Annotated in this window: 14 protein-coding genes and 1 tRNA gene; 10 read left to right on the top strand and 5 right to left on the bottom strand. The window is 72.7% G+C overall.

What is annotated here, in order from left to right:
- Nucleotides 1–174 precede the first annotated feature (174 nt).
- From topA to ABD230_RS16555, 5 genes are all read left to right on the top strand, one after another.
- On the top strand, nt 175–2,970 hold the full coding sequence (topA, locus tag ABD230_RS16575) for a type I DNA topoisomerase (protein ID WP_344377294.1): 2,796 nt from the start codon (nt 175–177) through the stop codon (nt 2,968–2,970).
- Nucleotides 2,967–3,587 (top strand): dTMP kinase, encoded by a 621-nt coding sequence (tmk, locus tag ABD230_RS16570; protein ID WP_344377290.1) that lies wholly within the window; start codon nt 2,967–2,969, stop codon nt 3,585–3,587. The genes topA and tmk overlap by 4 nt, the downstream gene beginning before the upstream one ends.
- Before the next feature lie 58 nt (nt 3,588–3,645).
- Nucleotides 3,646–4,824, top strand: coding sequence for a DNA polymerase III subunit delta' (locus tag ABD230_RS16565; RefSeq protein WP_344377287.1), 1,179 nt, complete (start codon nt 3,646–3,648; stop codon nt 4,822–4,824).
- Nucleotides 4,821–6,350, top strand: coding sequence for an alpha/beta hydrolase (locus ABD230_RS16560; RefSeq protein WP_344377284.1), 1,530 nt, complete (start codon nt 4,821–4,823; stop codon nt 6,348–6,350). The genes ABD230_RS16565 and ABD230_RS16560 overlap by 4 nt, the downstream gene beginning before the upstream one ends.
- A gap of 87 nt (nt 6,351–6,437) precedes the next feature.
- A tRNA-Thr gene (locus ABD230_RS16555) sits at nt 6,438–6,513 on the top strand.
- Nucleotides 6,514–6,595: 82 nt separating this feature from the next.
- Here the strand turns inward: ABD230_RS16555 and ABD230_RS16550 are convergent.
- Nucleotides 6,596–7,276, bottom strand: coding sequence for a TolB-like translocation protein (locus ABD230_RS16550; RefSeq protein WP_344377278.1), 681 nt, complete (start codon nt 7,274–7,276; stop codon nt 6,596–6,598).
- A gap of 64 nt (nt 7,277–7,340) precedes the next feature.
- Between ABD230_RS16550 and ABD230_RS16545 the strand changes: the two genes are divergently transcribed.
- On the top strand, nt 7,341–7,679 hold the full coding sequence (locus ABD230_RS16545; protein WP_344377275.1) for a hypothetical protein: 339 nt from the start codon (nt 7,341–7,343) through the stop codon (nt 7,677–7,679).
- Nucleotides 7,680–8,239: 560 nt separating this feature from the next.
- Here the strand turns inward: ABD230_RS16545 and ABD230_RS16540 are convergent.
- A complete protein-coding gene (locus ABD230_RS16540; protein ID WP_344377271.1) occupies nt 8,240–8,914 on the bottom strand; it encodes a response regulator in 675 nt (224 codons plus the stop codon).
- Complete coding sequence (locus ABD230_RS16535; RefSeq protein ID WP_344377268.1) at nt 8,911–10,074, bottom strand: sensor histidine kinase; 1,164 nt, start codon at nt 10,072–10,074, stop codon at nt 8,911–8,913. The genes ABD230_RS16540 and ABD230_RS16535 overlap by 4 nt, the downstream gene beginning before the upstream one ends.
- A gap of 171 nt (nt 10,075–10,245) precedes the next feature.
- On the opposite strand from ABD230_RS16535, the gene ABD230_RS16530 reads away from it, so the two are divergent.
- The gene (locus ABD230_RS16530; protein WP_344377265.1) at nt 10,246–10,977 is read left to right on the top strand and encodes a hypothetical protein; all 732 of its coding nucleotides are present in this window, start codon (nt 10,246–10,248) and stop codon (nt 10,975–10,977) included.
- Between the two features lie 94 nt (nt 10,978–11,071).
- On the opposite strand, the gene ABD230_RS16525 is transcribed toward ABD230_RS16530, so the two are convergent.
- Together ABD230_RS16525 and ABD230_RS16520 are read right to left on the bottom strand one after the other, a co-directional pair.
- Nucleotides 11,072–12,007: an SGNH/GDSL hydrolase family protein gene (locus ABD230_RS16525; RefSeq protein WP_344377260.1), complete on the bottom strand. Its 936-nt coding sequence runs from the start codon at nt 12,005–12,007 to the stop codon at nt 11,072–11,074.
- Between the two features lie 9 nt (nt 12,008–12,016).
- Entirely contained in the window at nt 12,017–12,832 is an 816-nt protein-coding gene (locus ABD230_RS16520) for an SGNH/GDSL hydrolase family protein (protein WP_344377253.1), read from the bottom strand.
- 129 nt (nt 12,833–12,961) lie between these two features.
- Here ABD230_RS16520 and ABD230_RS16515 point away from each other — a divergent pair, with 129 nt between their 5' ends.
- From ABD230_RS16515 to ABD230_RS16505, 3 genes are all read left to right on the top strand, one after another.
- On the top strand, nt 12,962–13,951 hold the full coding sequence (locus ABD230_RS16515; RefSeq protein WP_344377250.1) for a Gfo/Idh/MocA family protein: 990 nt from the start codon (nt 12,962–12,964) through the stop codon (nt 13,949–13,951).
- Between the two features lie 21 nt (nt 13,952–13,972).
- Nucleotides 13,973–15,151 (top strand): M20/M25/M40 family metallo-hydrolase, encoded by a 1,179-nt coding sequence (locus ABD230_RS16510; RefSeq protein WP_344377246.1) that lies wholly within the window; start codon nt 13,973–13,975, stop codon nt 15,149–15,151.
- Between the two features lie 83 nt (nt 15,152–15,234).
- Nucleotides 15,235–16,743, top strand: coding sequence for a D-alanyl-D-alanine carboxypeptidase/D-alanyl-D-alanine-endopeptidase (locus tag ABD230_RS16505; protein ID WP_344377240.1), 1,509 nt, complete (start codon nt 15,235–15,237; stop codon nt 16,741–16,743).
- Nucleotides 16,744–16,759: the final 16 nt, after the last annotated feature.

Here is a 16,759-nt window from a genome sequence, read left to right as displayed (position 1 = left end):
GCAACCGCAAGGGCCTGACGTCCCGGCGCGTCCGGAGTCACGGTGGGTATCCTCTCGGCCGGTATGTGTATGGTGTGCCTTGTCGGCGGTCACCCAGCCGACCGATAGGCACACCGCTCGGGGGCGCGGCGACGTTGTGCGTTTCTCGTTCCCGAATCAAGCAAGAGGAGTCCGGTGTCTGGCGCGAAGAAGCTCGTGATCGTGGAGTCGCCGACCAAGATGAAGTCGATCGCCCAGTACCTCGGCGACGGCTACGAGGTGCTCTCGTCGGTCGGCCACATCCGCGACCTCGTCGAGCCGAAGAACCTGCCGCCCGAGCTCAAGAAGGGTTCGCTCGGCAAGTTCTCCGTCGACGTCGAGAACGGGTTCGAGCCGTACTACGTCGTCTCCGACGCCAAGAAGAAGACGGTCGCCGAGCTCAAGCGGGCGCTCAAGGACGCCGACGAACTCCTGCTCGCCACCGATGAGGACCGCGAGGGCGAGGCCATCGCGTGGCACCTGCTGCAGGAGCTCAAGCCCAAGGTGCCCGTGCGCCGAATGGTCTTCCACGAGATCACGAAGGACGCGATCCTCAAGGCGAAGGACCAGACGCGCGAGCTCGACACCGCGCTCGTCGACGCCCAGGAGACCCGCCGCATCCTCGACCGCCTCTACGGCTACGAGGTCTCGCCCGTGCTCTGGCGCAAGGTCGGCCCCGGCCTGTCGGCCGGACGCGTGCAGTCCGCCGCGACCCGGCTCGTGGTCGACCGCGAGCGCGAGCGCCTCGCGTTCGTCGCGGCCTCGTACTGGGACCTGATCGGCCGCTTCACCAAGGAGGCGTCGTCGTTCGAGGCCCGTCTCGTGCGCGTCGGGGGCGAGCGCATCGCGACCGGTCGCGACTTCGACGACGCCGGGCGGCTCAAGGGCAAGGCCGTCGTGCTCGACGAGGCGACCGCGCACGCGCTCGCCGAGGCCGTGCGCGACGACGCCGTGCCGCGCCGCGTCTCCCGCGTCGAGTCCAAGCCCTACTCGCGCCGGCCGGCGGCGCCGTTCACCACCTCCACCCTGCAGCAGGAGTCGGCGCGGAAGCTCCGGCTCTCCGCCCGCGACACCATGCGCGTCGCGCAGTCGCTGTACGAGAACGGGTACATCACCTATATGCGCACCGACTCGGTGTCGCTGTCGCAGCAGGCCGTGCAGGCCGCCCGCACCCAGGCCGTGAAGCTGTACGGCGCCGACAGCGTCCCCGAGAAGCCGCGCGCCTACTCCGGCAAGTCGAAGAACGCGCAGGAGGCGCACGAGGCCATCCGTCCGTCGGGCGAGGTGTTCCGCACCCCCTCCGAGCTGCAGAGCGTGCTCCGCGGCACGGAGTTCAAGCTCTACGACCTGATCTGGAAGCGCACCGTCGCCTCGCAGATGGCCGACGCGAAGGGCCAGACCGCCACGGTCACGATCGAGGTCGGACCGACCGCGACGGACGCCGCCGCGCCGGAGTCGCCGACGGCCCCGGTCGCCGGCACCACGGCCGAGTTCACCGCCAGCGGCACGGTCATCACGTTCCGCGGCTTCCTCGCCGCCTATGAGGAGAGCCGCGACGAGGAGCGCAACGTCGACGAGGCGCCGGGCGAGGCGAAGCTCCCGCAGCTCGCCGAGGGCGAGGCCGTCGGGCTCGCCGAGCTCGAGGCGAAGGGCCACGAGACGAGCCCGCCGCCGCGCTACACCGAGGCGAGCCTCGTCAAGCGACTCGAGGAGCTCGGCATCGGCCGGCCGTCGACGTTCGCCTCGATCATCTCGACGATCCTCGACCGCGGGTACGTGACGCAGCGCGGGCAGGCCCTCGTCCCGAGCTGGGTCGCCTTCTCCGTCGTGCGGCTGCTCGAGGAGCACTTCGGCGACCTGGTCGAGTACGACTTCACCGCCGAGATGGAGGACGACCTCGACCGCATCGCGTCCGGCGAGGCCGACCGCGTCGACTGGCTCAACGAGTTCTACTTCGGCAGCGACCGTCACAAGGGGCTGCGACAGGTGGTCGACAACCTGGGCGACATCGACGCGCGCGAGATCAACTCGATCGAGATCACGCCCGGCGTGACACTGCGCATCGGCCGCTACGGTCCGTACCTCGAGGTCGCCGACGCCGAGGCCGCGGCCGATGCGACGCCGCGTCGCGTGAACCTGCCCGACGGGCTCGCGCCCGACGAGCTCACCGCCGAGAAGGCGCAGGAGCTCATCGACGCACCCGTCCAGGGCGACCGCGTGCTCGGCCTGAACCCCGACTCCGGCAAGCAGGTCGTCGTGAAGGACGGCCGGTTCGGCCCGTACGTCACCGAGCTCGAGCCGGAACCCGAGTCGGCCGAGGCATCCGTCGACCCGGCGACCGGCGAGGTCGTCGAATCGCAGAACCAGCCGGTGAAGGCGGCGAAGCGCGGCGCGAAGAAGGCCGCGGCGCCCAAGCCGCGCACCGCATCGTTGTTCAAGAGCATGCAGCCGGAGGAGGTCGACCTCGCGACGGCCCTGAAGCTGCTCGACCTGCCGCGCATCGTCGGCCTCGACGCCGAGTCGGGCGAAGAGATCACCGCGCAGAACGGCCGCTACGGCCCGTACCTGAAGAAGGGCGCCGACACGCGGACGCTGCCGAGCGAGGACGCGATCTTCGACATCGACCTCGCCGGAGCGCAGGAACTCTTCGCCCAGCCCAAGTACGGCGCGCGCCGGCAGTCGAGCGCGCTCAAGGAGTTCGCCGAGGATCCGGTGAGCGGCAAGCCGATCAAGGTCAAGGACGGCCGGTTCGGCCCGTACGTGACCGACGGCACGACGAATGCGACGATCCCGCGCGGCGAGTCGGTGGAAGACATCACCTTCGAGCGCGCCGTCGAGCTGCTGCAGGTCAAGCGCGACAAGGGCCCGGCGGCGCCGCGCGCGAAGCGCGGCGCGGCGAAGTCGACCTCGACGAAGCGCACGAGCACGCGCACGGCGAAGAAGAGCTCGTGACGCGCGGCCTGTTCGTCACCCTCGAGGGCGGCGACGGATCGGGCAAGTCGACTCAGGCGGAACTGCTGGAGCAGTGGCTCGTCGCGCGCGGGCGCACCGTCGTCCGCACCCGTGAGCCCGGCGGGACCGACGTCGGCCTCGAGGTGCGCGAGATCGTCCTCCACCACCGCGGCCACGTCGCACCTCGGGCCGAGGCGCTGCTGTACGCGGCGGACCGGGCGCACCACGTCGCCACCGTCGTGCGCCCGGCACTCGCCCGCGGCGAGGTCGTCGTGCAGGACCGCTACATCGACTCGTCGGTCGCCTACCAGGGCGCCGGGCGGGTGCTCGACGCGGAGGAGGTGCGCGGCATCTCCGACTGGGCGACCGAGGGACTCGTCCCCGACCTCACGATCCTGCTCGACCTGCCGTGGGAGGTCGCGCGGCGGCGCCTCGACGGCGCGCGCACGCGCTACGACCGCCTCGAGGCCGAGGCCGGCGAGTTCCACGGTCGGGTGCGCGACGCCTACCTCGCGCTCGCCGCGGCCGAGCCGGCGCGCTTCCTCGTCGTCGATGCGACGCTGCCCATGGACGGGATCGCCGAGCGGATCCGGGAGCGGATCGCGGCGATCGCGTGAGCCCGGCTTCCGTGCGCACTCACAGCCCCGTGTCCGCCGCCGACGATAGCGTGTGACGGTGACCGTCTGGAGTGACCTGACCGGCCAGGACGCCGCGATCGACGTGCTGCGTGCTGCTGCTGCCGCCGCCGCCGACTCCCGCGGCTCGTCCGACATGACGCACTCGTGGCTGCTGACCGGGCCGCCCGGTTCCGGGCGGTCGAACCTCGCCTACGCGTTCGCCGAGGCGCTCCTCTCGGGCGATCCGGATGGCGACGACTCGGTGCACGCACAGGTGATGGCGCGCAGCCACCCGGACCTGCACGTCCTCGCCACGGAGGGCGTCATCATCAAGGTGGCCGACGTCCGGAAGATCGTCGAGCGCTCGCACTACGCCCCGTCGGTCGGCCACCACCGCGTGATCGTCGTCGAGGACGCCGACCGCATGACCGAGCAGACCTCGAACGTGCTGCTCAAGGAACTCGAGGAGCCGCCCGAGCGCACGGTCTGGATCCTGTGCGCGCCGAGCGAGGCCGACCTGATCCCGACGATCCGCTCACGCGTGCGGTCGGTGCGGCTCCAGGTGCCGGGGGTCTCGGCGGTGGCCGACCTGCTCGTGCGCCGCGACGGCGTCGAGCCCGAACTGGCGGTGCGCGCCGCGCGCGAGGCGCAGAGCCACATCGGGATGGCGCACCGGCTCGCGACGAGCCCCGAGGCCCGAGAGCGGCGCGACGAGACCCTGCGGCTCGCGCTCGGCGTGCGCTCGACGCCGACCGCGGTGATGACCGCGGCCCGCATGCTCGAGATCGCCGGTGACGACGCGAAGGCGATCACCGAGCTGCGCGACGCGGAGGAGCGCGAGCACGCGCTGCGCTCCCTGGGCGTCGCGCCGGGGCAGGCGGTCCCCGCGGCACTGCGCTCCCAGATCCGCGCCCTCGAGGAGGACCAGAAGCGTCGCGCGACGCGCAGCCTCCGCGACGGCATCGACCGCATCCTCGTCGACCTCGCCTCGCTCTTCCGCGACATCCTCGTCACCCAGCTCGGCGCGCAGGTCGACCTCGTCAACCTGGAGGTCGCCGACCACATCGCCCGCGCCGCGGCAGCCGCGACGCCGGCGCAGACGCTCGCCACGCTCGACGCCATCCAGGAGGCCCGCATCCGCATCGACGCCAACGTCCAGCCCGCGCTCGCCCTCGAGGCGATGCTCGTCTCGGCGATCCGCCGGCCCGAGCCCGCACCCCGGGGAGCACGGGCATGAGCCGGGTCCGGCGCGCGAGCGCGCTCGTCGCGACCCTTGCCGCGGCGACGCTGCTGTTCACCGGATGCGGGGTGCCGTCGTTCCTCGGCGGTCCGCCCGACCGCTCGGAGCCCACCGGCGAATCGGTCGCGCCCGAGCTCGAGCCGTTCTACGCGCAGGTGCTCGAGTGGCGGTCGTGCGGCGACCTGCAGTGCTCCACCGCGACCGCTCCGCTCGACTGGAGCGATCCCGCGGCCGGCGAGATCGAGCTCGCGCTCGTGCGCCAGCCGGCGACGGGCGAGAAGATCGGCTCCCTCCTCGTGAACCCCGGCGGTCCCGGAGGATCGGGCTTCGACTTCATCGCCGAGTCGATCGACTACGCCGTCGGCCCCCGGCTCCAGCAACGGTTCGACGTGGTCGGCTTCGACCCGCGCGGCGTCGGACGATCCACACCCGTTCGCTGCCTCGACGCCGCGGGGATGGACGACTTCCTCTACTCCGTCGTGCCGGCCGAGCGCGGCAGCGACGAGTGGATCGGCGACGTCACGGAGGCCAACCGCGAGTTCGGGCAGGCGTGCGCCGACGAGACCGGCGATCTGCTCGCCAACGTCGACACCGTCAGCGCGGCGCGCGACCTCGACCTGCTCCGTGCGATCCTCGGCGACACCGAGCTGAACTACCTCGGCTACTCGTACGGCACCTTCCTGGGCGCCACGTACGCCGGGCTCTACCCGGAGAAGGTCGGGCGTCTCGTCCTCGACGGCGCCATCGACCCGGCCGCGTCGAACCAGGAGGTCAACGTCGCCCAGGCGGTCGGCTTCGAGGACGCACTGCGCGCCTACCTCGAGGACTGCCTCGCCGGCGCGGACTGCCCGTTCTCGGGTTCGGTCGACGACGCGGTCGACGAGGTCTCCCGCCTGATCGCGTCGGTCGAGCAGAGTCCGCTGCGCGCCTCGGACGGTCGGATGGTCGGTGCCGACACGCTCGTCACCGCGATCATCTTCCCGCTCTACAGCGCTGACACGTGGACCTACCTCAGCGACATGTTCGAGTCCGTCATGTTCGGCGAGGCCGACACCGCGCTCGCCTTCGCCGACCTCTACAACGGCCGCGAGCAGGACGGCAGCTACGGCGACAACTCCACCGAGGCGTTCCGTGCGGTCAACTGCCTCGACTACACGTACGACGACGACGTGGACCTCATGCGGGCGAACGCGGCGGAGCTCGCGGAGGCGGCGCCCGTCATCGGCCCCTACTTCGGCTACGGCGACATCGGCTGCGCGCAGTGGCCGTACGCGGCGCGGGCCGAGCGCGCCGCCATCACGGCCGACGGGGCGAACCCGATCATGGTGATCGGCACGACCGGCGACCCGGCGACGCCGTACCAGTGGGCCGAGGCTCTCGCCGACCAGCTCGACTCCGGCGTCCTCGTCAGCTACGACGGCGAGGGCCACACGGCCTACCGCAAGTCGAACGCGTGCATCGACGACACCGTCGAGGACTTCCTCGTCGACGGCACCGTGCCGGCATCCGACCCGCAGTGCTGACCGGGGGCGGGGAGTGGTCATGAGCACTCAGAAAACCCGCTAACATGGTCTCTCGTGCCGTACGGTGCGCAACGCAACGGATGCCACGCCGCCTTAGCTCAGTCGGCAGAGCGATTCACTCGTAATGAATAGGTCGAGGGTTCGATTCCCTCAGGCGGCTCCACCACGAAGGCCCCCTCCGGCGGAGGGGGCCTTCGGCGTCTCCGTATCCGGGCCTCAGCGCTCGCGGAGGTGTCGCCGTTCGGTCATTCGGCGGCCGTGACCGGTTGCCACGATGCGGTCGGGCCCCACGGCACGCCGTCTCCGACGGCGCGGACGGCCAGATCGGCCCGGCCGGTGCCGTCCGCGGCGACGGTGAACCAGGTTCGGTCGTCGTGGGCGACCAGGAATCGGCCGTCCGGTGACCAGGAGTCCGCGACGGCGTTCTCGGCGATCCGGAGCGCGTCGGCGCCGTCGATGTCGGCAATCCAGACGTCGGTCAGGATATCGCCGTCACCGTCCAGCTCGTATCCCGTGTGATACGCGAGGTGGCGACCGTCGGAGGACAGCATCGGCTGAGCCCCGTCAGCGATGACGGTGCGCCGGCGGCCGTCCGGGACGGTGATCAGGTCGATCGTCGCCGGCTCCCATCGTTCGCTGGGGCCTGCCCCGAAGATCATGCCCTCGTTGACCAGTACCGCCGACGAGTCCGCCGCCCAGTCGACGCTGAGGGGCCATGACGGCGCCTCGGACAGCACGATCCATCCGTCGCGGCTGAGGGGTGCGGTGAGGGAGGTCTCGTCCAGCGAGTCGCTGGGAACCACCACCGTCGCGCGTCGGGACCCGGGTCGTTCCTCGGCGAGCGTGAGCCAACGTCCGTCAGGCGACCAGCCCAGGACGGAGATCTCCGGCGCGACCTCGACGGTCCGTGCGTTCGCCACGTCCACGAGGACCGACCCGACGGTGTCGTGGCCGCCGCATCCGCCGATCCCGCAGGAGCTCCGGTCGACGATGAGCGCTGTCCCACCCGGTGCCCACGCGATCGCGTCCGGCACCATCGATCCGTCGAAGCCGGGCTCGGGGCCGGGGAACGTGTGGCCGATGTCGAGCGAGAACATCGTCGCGCCCGACGTCCCGTCGGCGACGACGAGCTCGCACAGCGTCGCGCAGGACGCCGCGTACGCGACACCGCGGGTGCGGATCAGCTGCTCCGAGAGCTCGCGGTCCGGCGGATCCGACCGGATGTACGCGAGGCGGCTGCCGTCCGGCGACCACGAGGGCGCGTACTCGTCCAGCTCGGGTGTCGAGGTCAGCTGCCGCGGCACCGTGTCGCCGGTCGGGAGGACGTAGATGTCGGTCCGAGCTCCTGCCGCCGAGGTGCCCACGATGGCCAGGGTCCCGTTCCGTCCGATCGGCGTCGCCGCCGCGGCCGGCCGGCCGCTGAGACTGACGGAGGACTCGGAGCCGCCGGGGAGTCCGGACGGACGGAGGAGCCCGAGTGCGAGCGCGATGGCTCCGGCCGCCGCGGCGGTCCACACCGCCGCGATCAGGACGCGACGGCGCCCGGTGCGACGCCACGCCTCCTCGATGAGAGCTCGTGCGCCCCCGGCGGGCGCGGAACGGATCGGCCGTGGCCGGGATTCCGGCTCGTGCTCGATCTTCGGCGGATCGGGCCGCTGGGGCGGCGGTGCGACGTCGGGCGGACGGGATGGGGTGGAGACCGACATGAGCGTCCCCTTGCTGGCTATGGCGCTAATATGAGTAGCACCATGCTACTCCCCATGATCGATCATGGGAACCCGCTCGATGCGCCTGAGGACGTCAGGGCGGTCCGCTTGAGCCGAGCTCGGGTCGGGTCTGACGCAGGTCCGGCCTCGAGCGCCGCCCGCGCCGGGACGATCCGCGTCCGGTCAACCGGTGCGGTCGCCCGGCCGCACGAGCCCGGACTCGTAGGCGAGGATCGCGATCTGCACGCGGTCGTGCGCGCCGAGCTTCGAGAGCAGGCGCGACACGTAGGTCTTCACGGTCGACTCGCTGAGGAAGAGCGTCGATCCGATCTCGGCGTTCGACCTGCCCCGTGCCACCAGCCGGACGATCTCGACCTCCCGATCCGTGAGCTCGACGCCGGGAGGCAGTGCCGAGTCGGGGGAGGGGGCCGAGGCGAAGCGTTCGAGCAGGCGCGCGGTCAGCGTCGGCGCGAGCATCGCCTCGCCCCGCGCGACGACGCCGACGGCGTGCACGAGATCCGCGGGCGGCACGTCCTTGAGCAGGAACCCCGACGCCCCCGCACGGACGGCGGCGAACACGACGTCGTCGAGGTCGAACGTCGTGAGCGCGAGCACGCGACGCGAGGCGTCGTCCTCGAGGATGCGCCTCGTCGCCTCGATGCCGTCCATGACGGGCATGCGGATGTCCATCAGCACGACGTCGGGGTCCAGCTCGGCGGCGGCCGCGACGCCCGCTGCGCCGTCGCCGGCCTCTCCCACGACCCGGAGGCCGGCGCGCTCGAGGATGAGCCGGAACCCGACGCGGACGAGCTCCTGGTCGTCGACGAGCAGGACGCGGGTCGGGGCCGATGCGGTCATGACCCCGCCCCGGTCGGGAACGACGCATGCACGCGCCATCCGCTCGGCTCCGGCCCCGGCCCCGGCCCCGCCTCGAGCGTGCCGCCGTAGAGCGAGACACGCTCGCGCATCCCGATGAGCCCGTGTCCGGCGGGGCGCACGGCGCCGGCGGTGTCGCCGTCGTCGGACACCGTGATGTCGACGCGGTCGGCGCTGCGATCGATCCGCACGGATGCCGAGGCCGCCCCTGCGTGCCGCCGCACGTTGGTCAGCGCCTCCTGCACGACCCGGTACACGGCGAGCTGACGACCGGCCGACAGGTCGCTCGTGTCGTCCATCCGGAAGTCCACGGCGAGCCCGGCGCCACGCGCCTGCTCGATCAGCTCGGGGATGCGGGCGATGCCGGGCTGCGGCGAGAGCGATCCGTGGTCGTCCTCGCGCAGCAGCTCGACGACCCGGCGCACCTCGGCCAGGGCGTCGGTGCCCGTCGTCCGGATCGCCTCCAGCGCCTTCCGGGCGGCGACGGCGTCGACGTCGACGACCTCGGACGCCGCCCCCGCCTGCACGACCATGACGCTGACGGAGTGCCCGAGGATGTCGTGCAGCTCGCGGGCGATCCGCGCGCGTTCCTCCGCGACGGCGCGGAGGGCGGCCTCGCGGGCGTCGGCCTCCGCGGCGGTGGCTCGCACGGCGGCATCCACCGCCCGTCGCTCGGAGACCCGCATGCCGATGCCGATGAGGAAGACGGTGAGGAGCACACCCCAGTGGAAGAACACCTCGCTCGGCCCCTGGAGCTCGGGCACGAAGAGGTCGGCGAGGATGACGGACGCGAACACCGAACCGCAGACGGTCGCCGAGACCCGGACGCCGCCGTGGCGCGCGCCCGAGTAGAGCGCGATCGCGAGCGGGAGGAACCCTCCGAAGAACAGCACCTGGGTGTCACCGCCCGTCGCGACGAAGCACGCGACCCACGTCAGCGGGACGCCGACCAGGGCCAGCGGGACGAGCCGGCGCAGGGCCAGGAGGATTGCGCAGGCGAGGATGGCGACCGTGCTCAGCACCGGGGAACCGGCACCCTGCACGGACTCGAACGGCATCCACACCTCGGCGAGGCCGAGCGCCGCGACGAGGGCGGCGACGGCGACGTCCTGGGCGAGATGCCAGCGCGCGCGGCGGTCCACGACCGCAGGCTAGCGGTCCGCATGCCGCCGGGGGAATCACCGTCGGGTGATCGGCGCGTCGACTCCGGATGATCGGGACGGGCTCGGGGAGGGATGCCGCCGACGTCGCGGCGCCCGTAGCGTCCTGCCGTCGCCGCGGAAGGGCCGCGGCCGAACGAGGGGAATCCACCCATGTCCACGTCCAGTGCACTGCCGTCCGTCCGACGAGCGCTCGTCGCCGGATCGCTCGTCGTCGCCATCGCCACCGCGGTCGTGGGGATCCTGCTCCACCCCGCGTTCCCCGAGGAGCCGAGCGAGTACGTCGAGCTCCTCGCCGGTTCGGCCACCGCGGCGATCGGGCTCCAGCTCTTCCTCTGGTCGCAGGTGTTCTGGGCGGTCGGCCTGATCGGGCTCGCGCACGCCGCGAGTCACCGCTCGCCCGTGCTCGGCACGCTCGGCGCGCTGTTCAGCGGCCTCGGTGCCTTCGGCCACGCCGCGTTCGGCGGCGCGAGCCTCGTCACGCTCGGCATGGCCCGGTATGCCGTGGAATCGGGCGACGTCGACGCCGCTCAGGCCGCGCTCGGCGCGACCCAGGGCGGGGACTTCGTCCCGTTCCTGCTCGCGGGTCTCGGCGGCACGGTGCTCGGCGTCGTCCTGATCGCAGTCGCCCTGCTGCGCTCCGCCGTCGCGCCGCGATGGGTGGCGATCGCGCTGCTGGCCTGGACCGTGGTCGAGTTCGTGCTGCCGAACTTCCTCGACGGTGCGTGGGTCACGTACACGTCGCTGGTGCTCGGCCTGGTCGCCTTCACGGGCGCCGCGGTGGCGGTGCTGCGCGGCGGATCGGGCGCGTGGACGACGGTGCTCGAGTCCAGGGTCGCGCGAACGCCTGGACCGGCATCCGTCCCGACCGACGCGACGGCCTGATCGCTCGGCGCCCGTGAACGCGGGTGCAGTGAGGTGCTCCGATCCCGCATGCGGAGGGCCCGGTCACCCGGGCCCTCCGTTCGCCGCGATGCGGCTACTGGAGCGGGACCTCCCGGATCGCCGCGGCGTACGCGAGGTACCCCGTGGCGTTCGGGTGGAAGCTGGTCGAGAGGCTCAACCAGTTCCGGTCATTGATCCACGGATCCGAGCTGCCGATGCCGTGGCCGTCGAAGTCATCCTCGACGTCGACGAAGACGCCGCCGTTCACCTCGACGACCCCTTGGATGCGGTCGTTCAGCGCGACCGTCTCGTCATTGACCTCGTCGGCCCAGGCGTACTTCGGGTTCACGCCGCTGCCGTTCTCCCAGAACAGCAGCGGGTAGCCGGCGACGATGACCTTCGCGTCGGGTGCGCGCTGCCGCAGGGTCGTGACGACCAGGGCGATGTCGTCCGCGAACTCCTGCGAGTCCACGATCGCCGCGCCGGCCGCGATCTTCGACGCGCACGACGAGGTCACGAACACGAAGCAGTTCTGCATGACGTCGGCGAAGCCGACATCGTTGCCGCCGACCGTCACGGTGATCACCTTCGCGGTCGTCGGCACGGATGCCGCCTGCGCGATCACGTCGGAAGTGTCGGCGCCCGAGCACGCGGGGAAGGCGACCAGTACCTTGTCGGCGTCGCCGTCGAGCAGCTTCGGGTAGCTCTTCGAGCTGCGATAGCAGGTGGTGTCGAGGTAGCTCCCCCCACCGGCGCCCGCGGCGAACGAGTCTCCGACCGCGGCGTACTCGAGCTCGGTCGAGCCGCCGCCGCCGCTGCCGCCGCCACCGCCGTTCCCGCCGCCGCCTCCGGGCTTGCCGGGCTTGTCGGGTTTGGCCGCGGAGACCGCCGCATGGGCGGCATCCGCGGGACCGGTGAGCGTCGAGCCGAGCAGCAGGCCGAGCGCGGCGAGCACTGCGGCGGCGACGAGCGCGGCGCGCCGCGCAGGGAAGGACGGGCCTGCGGCGTCGAGCCGCATGTTCGAGGTCATCTCCGGACCTCAGCCGATCGCCACGAGGATCGCGTCGCGGTAGACGCCCTGGCCGGTCGTGGTCGGGTGCAGGAAGGTCAGCGCGTCGAACTGATCGCTGCCGAGCCACGGGTCGACGTCGCCGACCTGGTGGCCGAGGTAGGCGAGGGTCAGGCTCGTGTAGTGGACGTTCGCACCGGCGCCGGCGGCGCCGGTGGCCGCGGCGGCGATCTGCGCATCCAACGCGGCGGTCGCGGCATTGACCGTGTCGGTCAGCGTGCTCCATCCCGCCACGAACGGGATCGGGTAGTCGGTCACGACGATGCGCGCGTTCGGTGCACGCTCGGCGATGGCCAGCAGCAGCCCGCCGAGCTCCTGGCCGATGACGCCGGAGGCCAGCAGTTGCTGGGCCTCGGCGACCGCGGTCGCGCACGCGAACGACTCGGGGTCGGGTGCGCACACCGCGAACACCTCGCCGGCGCCGAGGTCGTTGCCGCCGACCGTCAGCGTCACGAGCGTCGTGCCGCGGTTGACCTGCGAGAGCTGGGTGGATGCGACATCCGAGATCGTCGCGCCGCTGCACGCGGGCTGCCGCAGCAGGTTGATACGCGGCACGGCGTCGAGCAGCACGGGATAGGCGGCATCCGATCGCAGGCATGCGTCGAGCGGGATGCCGGCGCCCTGCCCGGCGGCATAGGAGTCACCGAGGGCGACGTAGCGCTGGATCGGGTCGGGTTGTGCGGCGGTGGCGGGTGCGGTGGCGCCGAAGAGCATGGCGACGAGGGCGACGATGGCCCCGGCGGTCGAGCCGACGATGCGGCTCCTTCGGTTCGAACGTGCCGACATGGCCGCACCGTAGCGCCGAATGCGCGGATGCCGCAGTCCCCGAACGGGTGTCATCTGGACCGTGCTCTCCGGAACGCGGGCCCATCGGGCGCCGATCGACGAGCGCGGCGCGCCGATAGGCTGGCGCGCATGACGGCACGACTCCGATGGGGCATCCTCGCGACCGGCGGCATCGCCCGCCTCTTCACCTCCGACCTCGTGGACAACGGCTTCGACGTCCGAGCCGTGGGCTCGCGCTCGATCGACTCGGCTCGGGCCTTCGCCGCCGACTTCGGCATCCCGACCGCGTACGGCAGCTACGCCGAGCTGTACGCCGACCCGGAGGTCGACGTGATCTACGTCGCCACGCCGCATCCGTGGCACGCCGAGACGGCGATCGCCGCGATCGAGGCCGGCAAGCACGTGCTCATCGAGAAGCCGATCACGCTCACGCAGGGCGAGGCGCGGCTCGTCGCCGACGCCGCTCGCGATCGCGGCGTCCTCGCGCTCGAGGCGATGTGGACCCGATACCTGCCGCACATGGTGCGGCTCCGGGAGCTCATCGCGGAGGGGGCACTCGGCGAGGTGCGCTCGATGCAGGCCGACCACACCCAGAAGCTCTCCGACGACCCGGCCCACCGGCTCAACGCGCTCGAACTCGGCGGAGGCGCCCTGCTCGACCTCGGCATCTACCCGATCTCGTTCGCGTGGGACCTCTTCGGCGAGCCGGCGGTCATCCAGTCGACCGCCGTGTTCAAGCCCACCGGAGCAGACGCCGGGATCGCGGTCCAGCTCGGCTACGCCGACGGTCGGATCGCCTCGACCTTCTCCGCCAGCGACGCCCGTGGGCCCAACCGCGCCGTCGTGATGGGGACGGACGCGCGCGCCGAGCTCGACGGCGTCTGGTACACCCCGACGACGCTCCGACTCGTCGGCCACGACGACGTCGTGATCGAGGAGTTCCGCGCCGACGTGAACGGGCGGGGCATGCACTACCAGGCCGAGGCGCTCGAACGGCTCGTTTCCGAGGGCCGGGTCGACGGCGGCGACGTGCTCTCGACCGCGGAGTCGGTCGCGATCATGGGCACGCTCGACCGGGTGCGTCGCGAGATCGGCCTGCGGTACCCCGGCGAGGCCTGAGCGGGCCGGGCGACCGTCGCCATGCCGACCGGCACGCCGGTGGCCGACCTCGCTCGGCGGCTCGTCGCGATCGACGCGACGAACCCGTCCCTCGTCGACGGCGGGGCGGGTGAGCGCGAACTCGCGGGGGTCGTCGCGGACTGGCTCGCGGACCGCGGCCTCGAGGTGCGGGTCATCGGGACCGACCCGGCACGCCCCAGCGTCCTCGCGCGACGCCGTGGCACGGGCGGCGGGCGGACGCTGCTCCTCGCCGGGCACCTCGACACCGTCGGCGGCGCCGGGATGAGGGAGGACGCGCCCGCCGCCGTCGAGTCCGGGCGCATCTCCGGGCGCGGCGCGTACGACATGGCCGGGGGGCTCGCGGCGGCGATGGTCGCGGTCGCGGCGGCGCCCGCCGAGCTCACCGGCGACGTCGTCCTCGCCTTCGCCGCCGACGAGGAGTACGGCTCGCTCGGCATGGAGGAACTCCTCGCCGAGGTCGACTCGGACGCGTCGCGCCCCGATCGTCCCGAGCGACGCCCCGACGGCGCCGTCGTGCTCGAGCCGACCGACCTCGAGGTGACGCTCGCGCACCGCGGCTTCGCCTGGTACCGCGTCGAGTACGAGGGCCTCGCCGCGCACGGCTCGCAGCCCGAGCTGGGTGTCGACGCGATCGATCGCGCCCTGGACGGCCTCATCGCGCTGCGAGCACTCGGCGGGCAGCTCGCGGCTCGGCCGCGGCATCCACTGCTCGGCACCGGAAGCGTGCGGGTCGCGACCATCGAGGGCGGCACGGATGCCGCGACCGTCGCCGATCGCTGCGTGCTCGTCGTCGAGCGACGCACCCTCCCCGGCGAGCCCGACCCGGGAGCCGAGCTCGACCGCGTGCTCGCCCCCTCGTCGCCCGCTCGGGTCGTCCCGCTCGTCTCGCGCCCCGCGATGTCGGCCGAGGCGGACGCTGCGATCTCCCGGACGGTCGTCGCCGCGCTGGAGGAGGTCACCGGCCGGCCGGCCGTGCTCCGTGGAGACCCGTGGTGGACCGACGCGGGACTGATCCAGGACGCCGGCATCCCGGTGGTGCTCCTCGGCCCGGCCGGCGGCGGTGCCCACGCCGACGAGGAATGGGTCGACATCGCGTCGCTCGAGACGCTCGCCGCGGTGCTCGGCCGCGTCATCCGGGGGTTCTGCGGCGGCGACCCCGCGACGCGACCCTCGGACTGACGGGCACGCGGGACCCGATTGGCGAGCTCGCCGCGAGGCCCCGCACTCGGGTCCCGCTCGGGCGGCCTTCGTAGAATGCCCCGATGAGCGACGAGACGGATGCCCCGGGCGCGGAGTCCGAGCCCGGGCGACCCGACGCTGCGGCCGGCTCCGCCGACCCCGCTGCGCCGGAGCCCGGCCGACGCCGCGGCATCCGCTCGCTGATCGCCGAGCATCGGGTGCTCGCTGCGGTCGCGGGCGTGGCCGCCGTCGCGCTGCTCGGCACCGCCGTCGCGTTCGCGGCGACCATGCCGGGCGGCGACCCGGTGCCGACCCCGTCGCCGACGCCCACGCCGACCGCGACGCCCACGCCCACTCCGACGCCCACGCCGACCCCGACGCCGGAGCCGGTCGCCCGTGAGCGGACGTGCTCGGTCGCCGCCCTCGCCGCGGACCCGCGGCTGGCGCAGTTCCAGGCGCAGGTGATGAACGCGGCCACCGGCGAGATCCTCTACGACCGCGGGGGGCTGACGGCCTCGCGCACGGCGAGCGTCATGAAGGTGCTGACGACCGCCGCCGCGCTCGCGGTGTTCGAGCCGGACCACCGATTCGCGACGACGGTCGTGAAGGGCGCCGAACCGGGATCGGCCGTGCTCGTCGGCGGCGGCGACCTCACCCTGTCGCGCACCGCGAGCGGGAACGACACGGTCTACCCGGGCGCGGCCCACCTGGACGACCTCGCGCGGCAGGTGCGCGACGCGTGGAACGCCGATCCGTCGAACCCGCCGCTCACGAAGCTGGTGCTCGACGCGTCGTACTTCGGCGGCGAGACGTGGCACGCGAGCTGGGCGCCCACCGAGCGCGACCTCGGGTACATGCCCGAGATCACCGCGCTCATGGTCGACGGCGATCGCGCGGATCCGTACGCGAACACGTCGGCCCGCGGGTACGACGCGGTCGGGCGCGCCGGCGATGCGTTCGCCGCCGAGCTCGGCGGGATCGCGACGATCGAGCGCGGCACGGCCCCCGACGGGGCGACCGAGCTCGGCCGGGTCTGGTCGCCGACGGTGGCCCAGCTCGTCGACAAGGCGCTCATCGTCTCCGACAACACGGTCGCCGAGATGCTCGCGCGCCAGGTCGCGATCGAGCTCGGCACGGGCAACACGTTCGAGGCGATCGATCCCGCGATCCGCGAGGCGCTCGCGGCCTACGGCGTCGCGCGCGGCGGCATCCGCGTCGTCGACGGATCCGGGCTCTCGCCCGACAACACCGTGCCGCCCGCGTACCTCACCCGGATCTTCGCGAAGGTCGAGGCGCGGGAGGGGAACCTGGGCGTGCTCCGCGACGGGCTCCCGGTCGCGGGCCAGCGCGGCTCGCTCTCGTACGCCGATCGCTTCGCGGGCGACAACGCGGTCGCCGACGGCGCGGTCTTCGCGAAGACCGGCTGGATCGACACCGGGTACACGCTCGCCGGGATCATCCACGCGCAGGACGGCACGACGCTGACCTTCGCGATCTACGCGCTCGGCGACGTGACCGAGGGGGCGAAGCAGGCGATCGACACCCTGACCGCGGGCTTCTACCGCTGCGGCGACGACCTCTCGAACGAGTGACCGAGGGCCCGCGCGA

The sequence above is a fragment of the Agromyces tropicus genome, from assembly GCF_039531345.1.
GTDB lineage: Bacteria > Actinomycetota > Actinomycetes > Actinomycetales > Microbacteriaceae > Agromyces > Agromyces tropicus.
The sequence above is the reverse complement of the archived record's forward strand: the minus strand, read 5'-3'. Positions and strand labels throughout refer to the sequence as shown.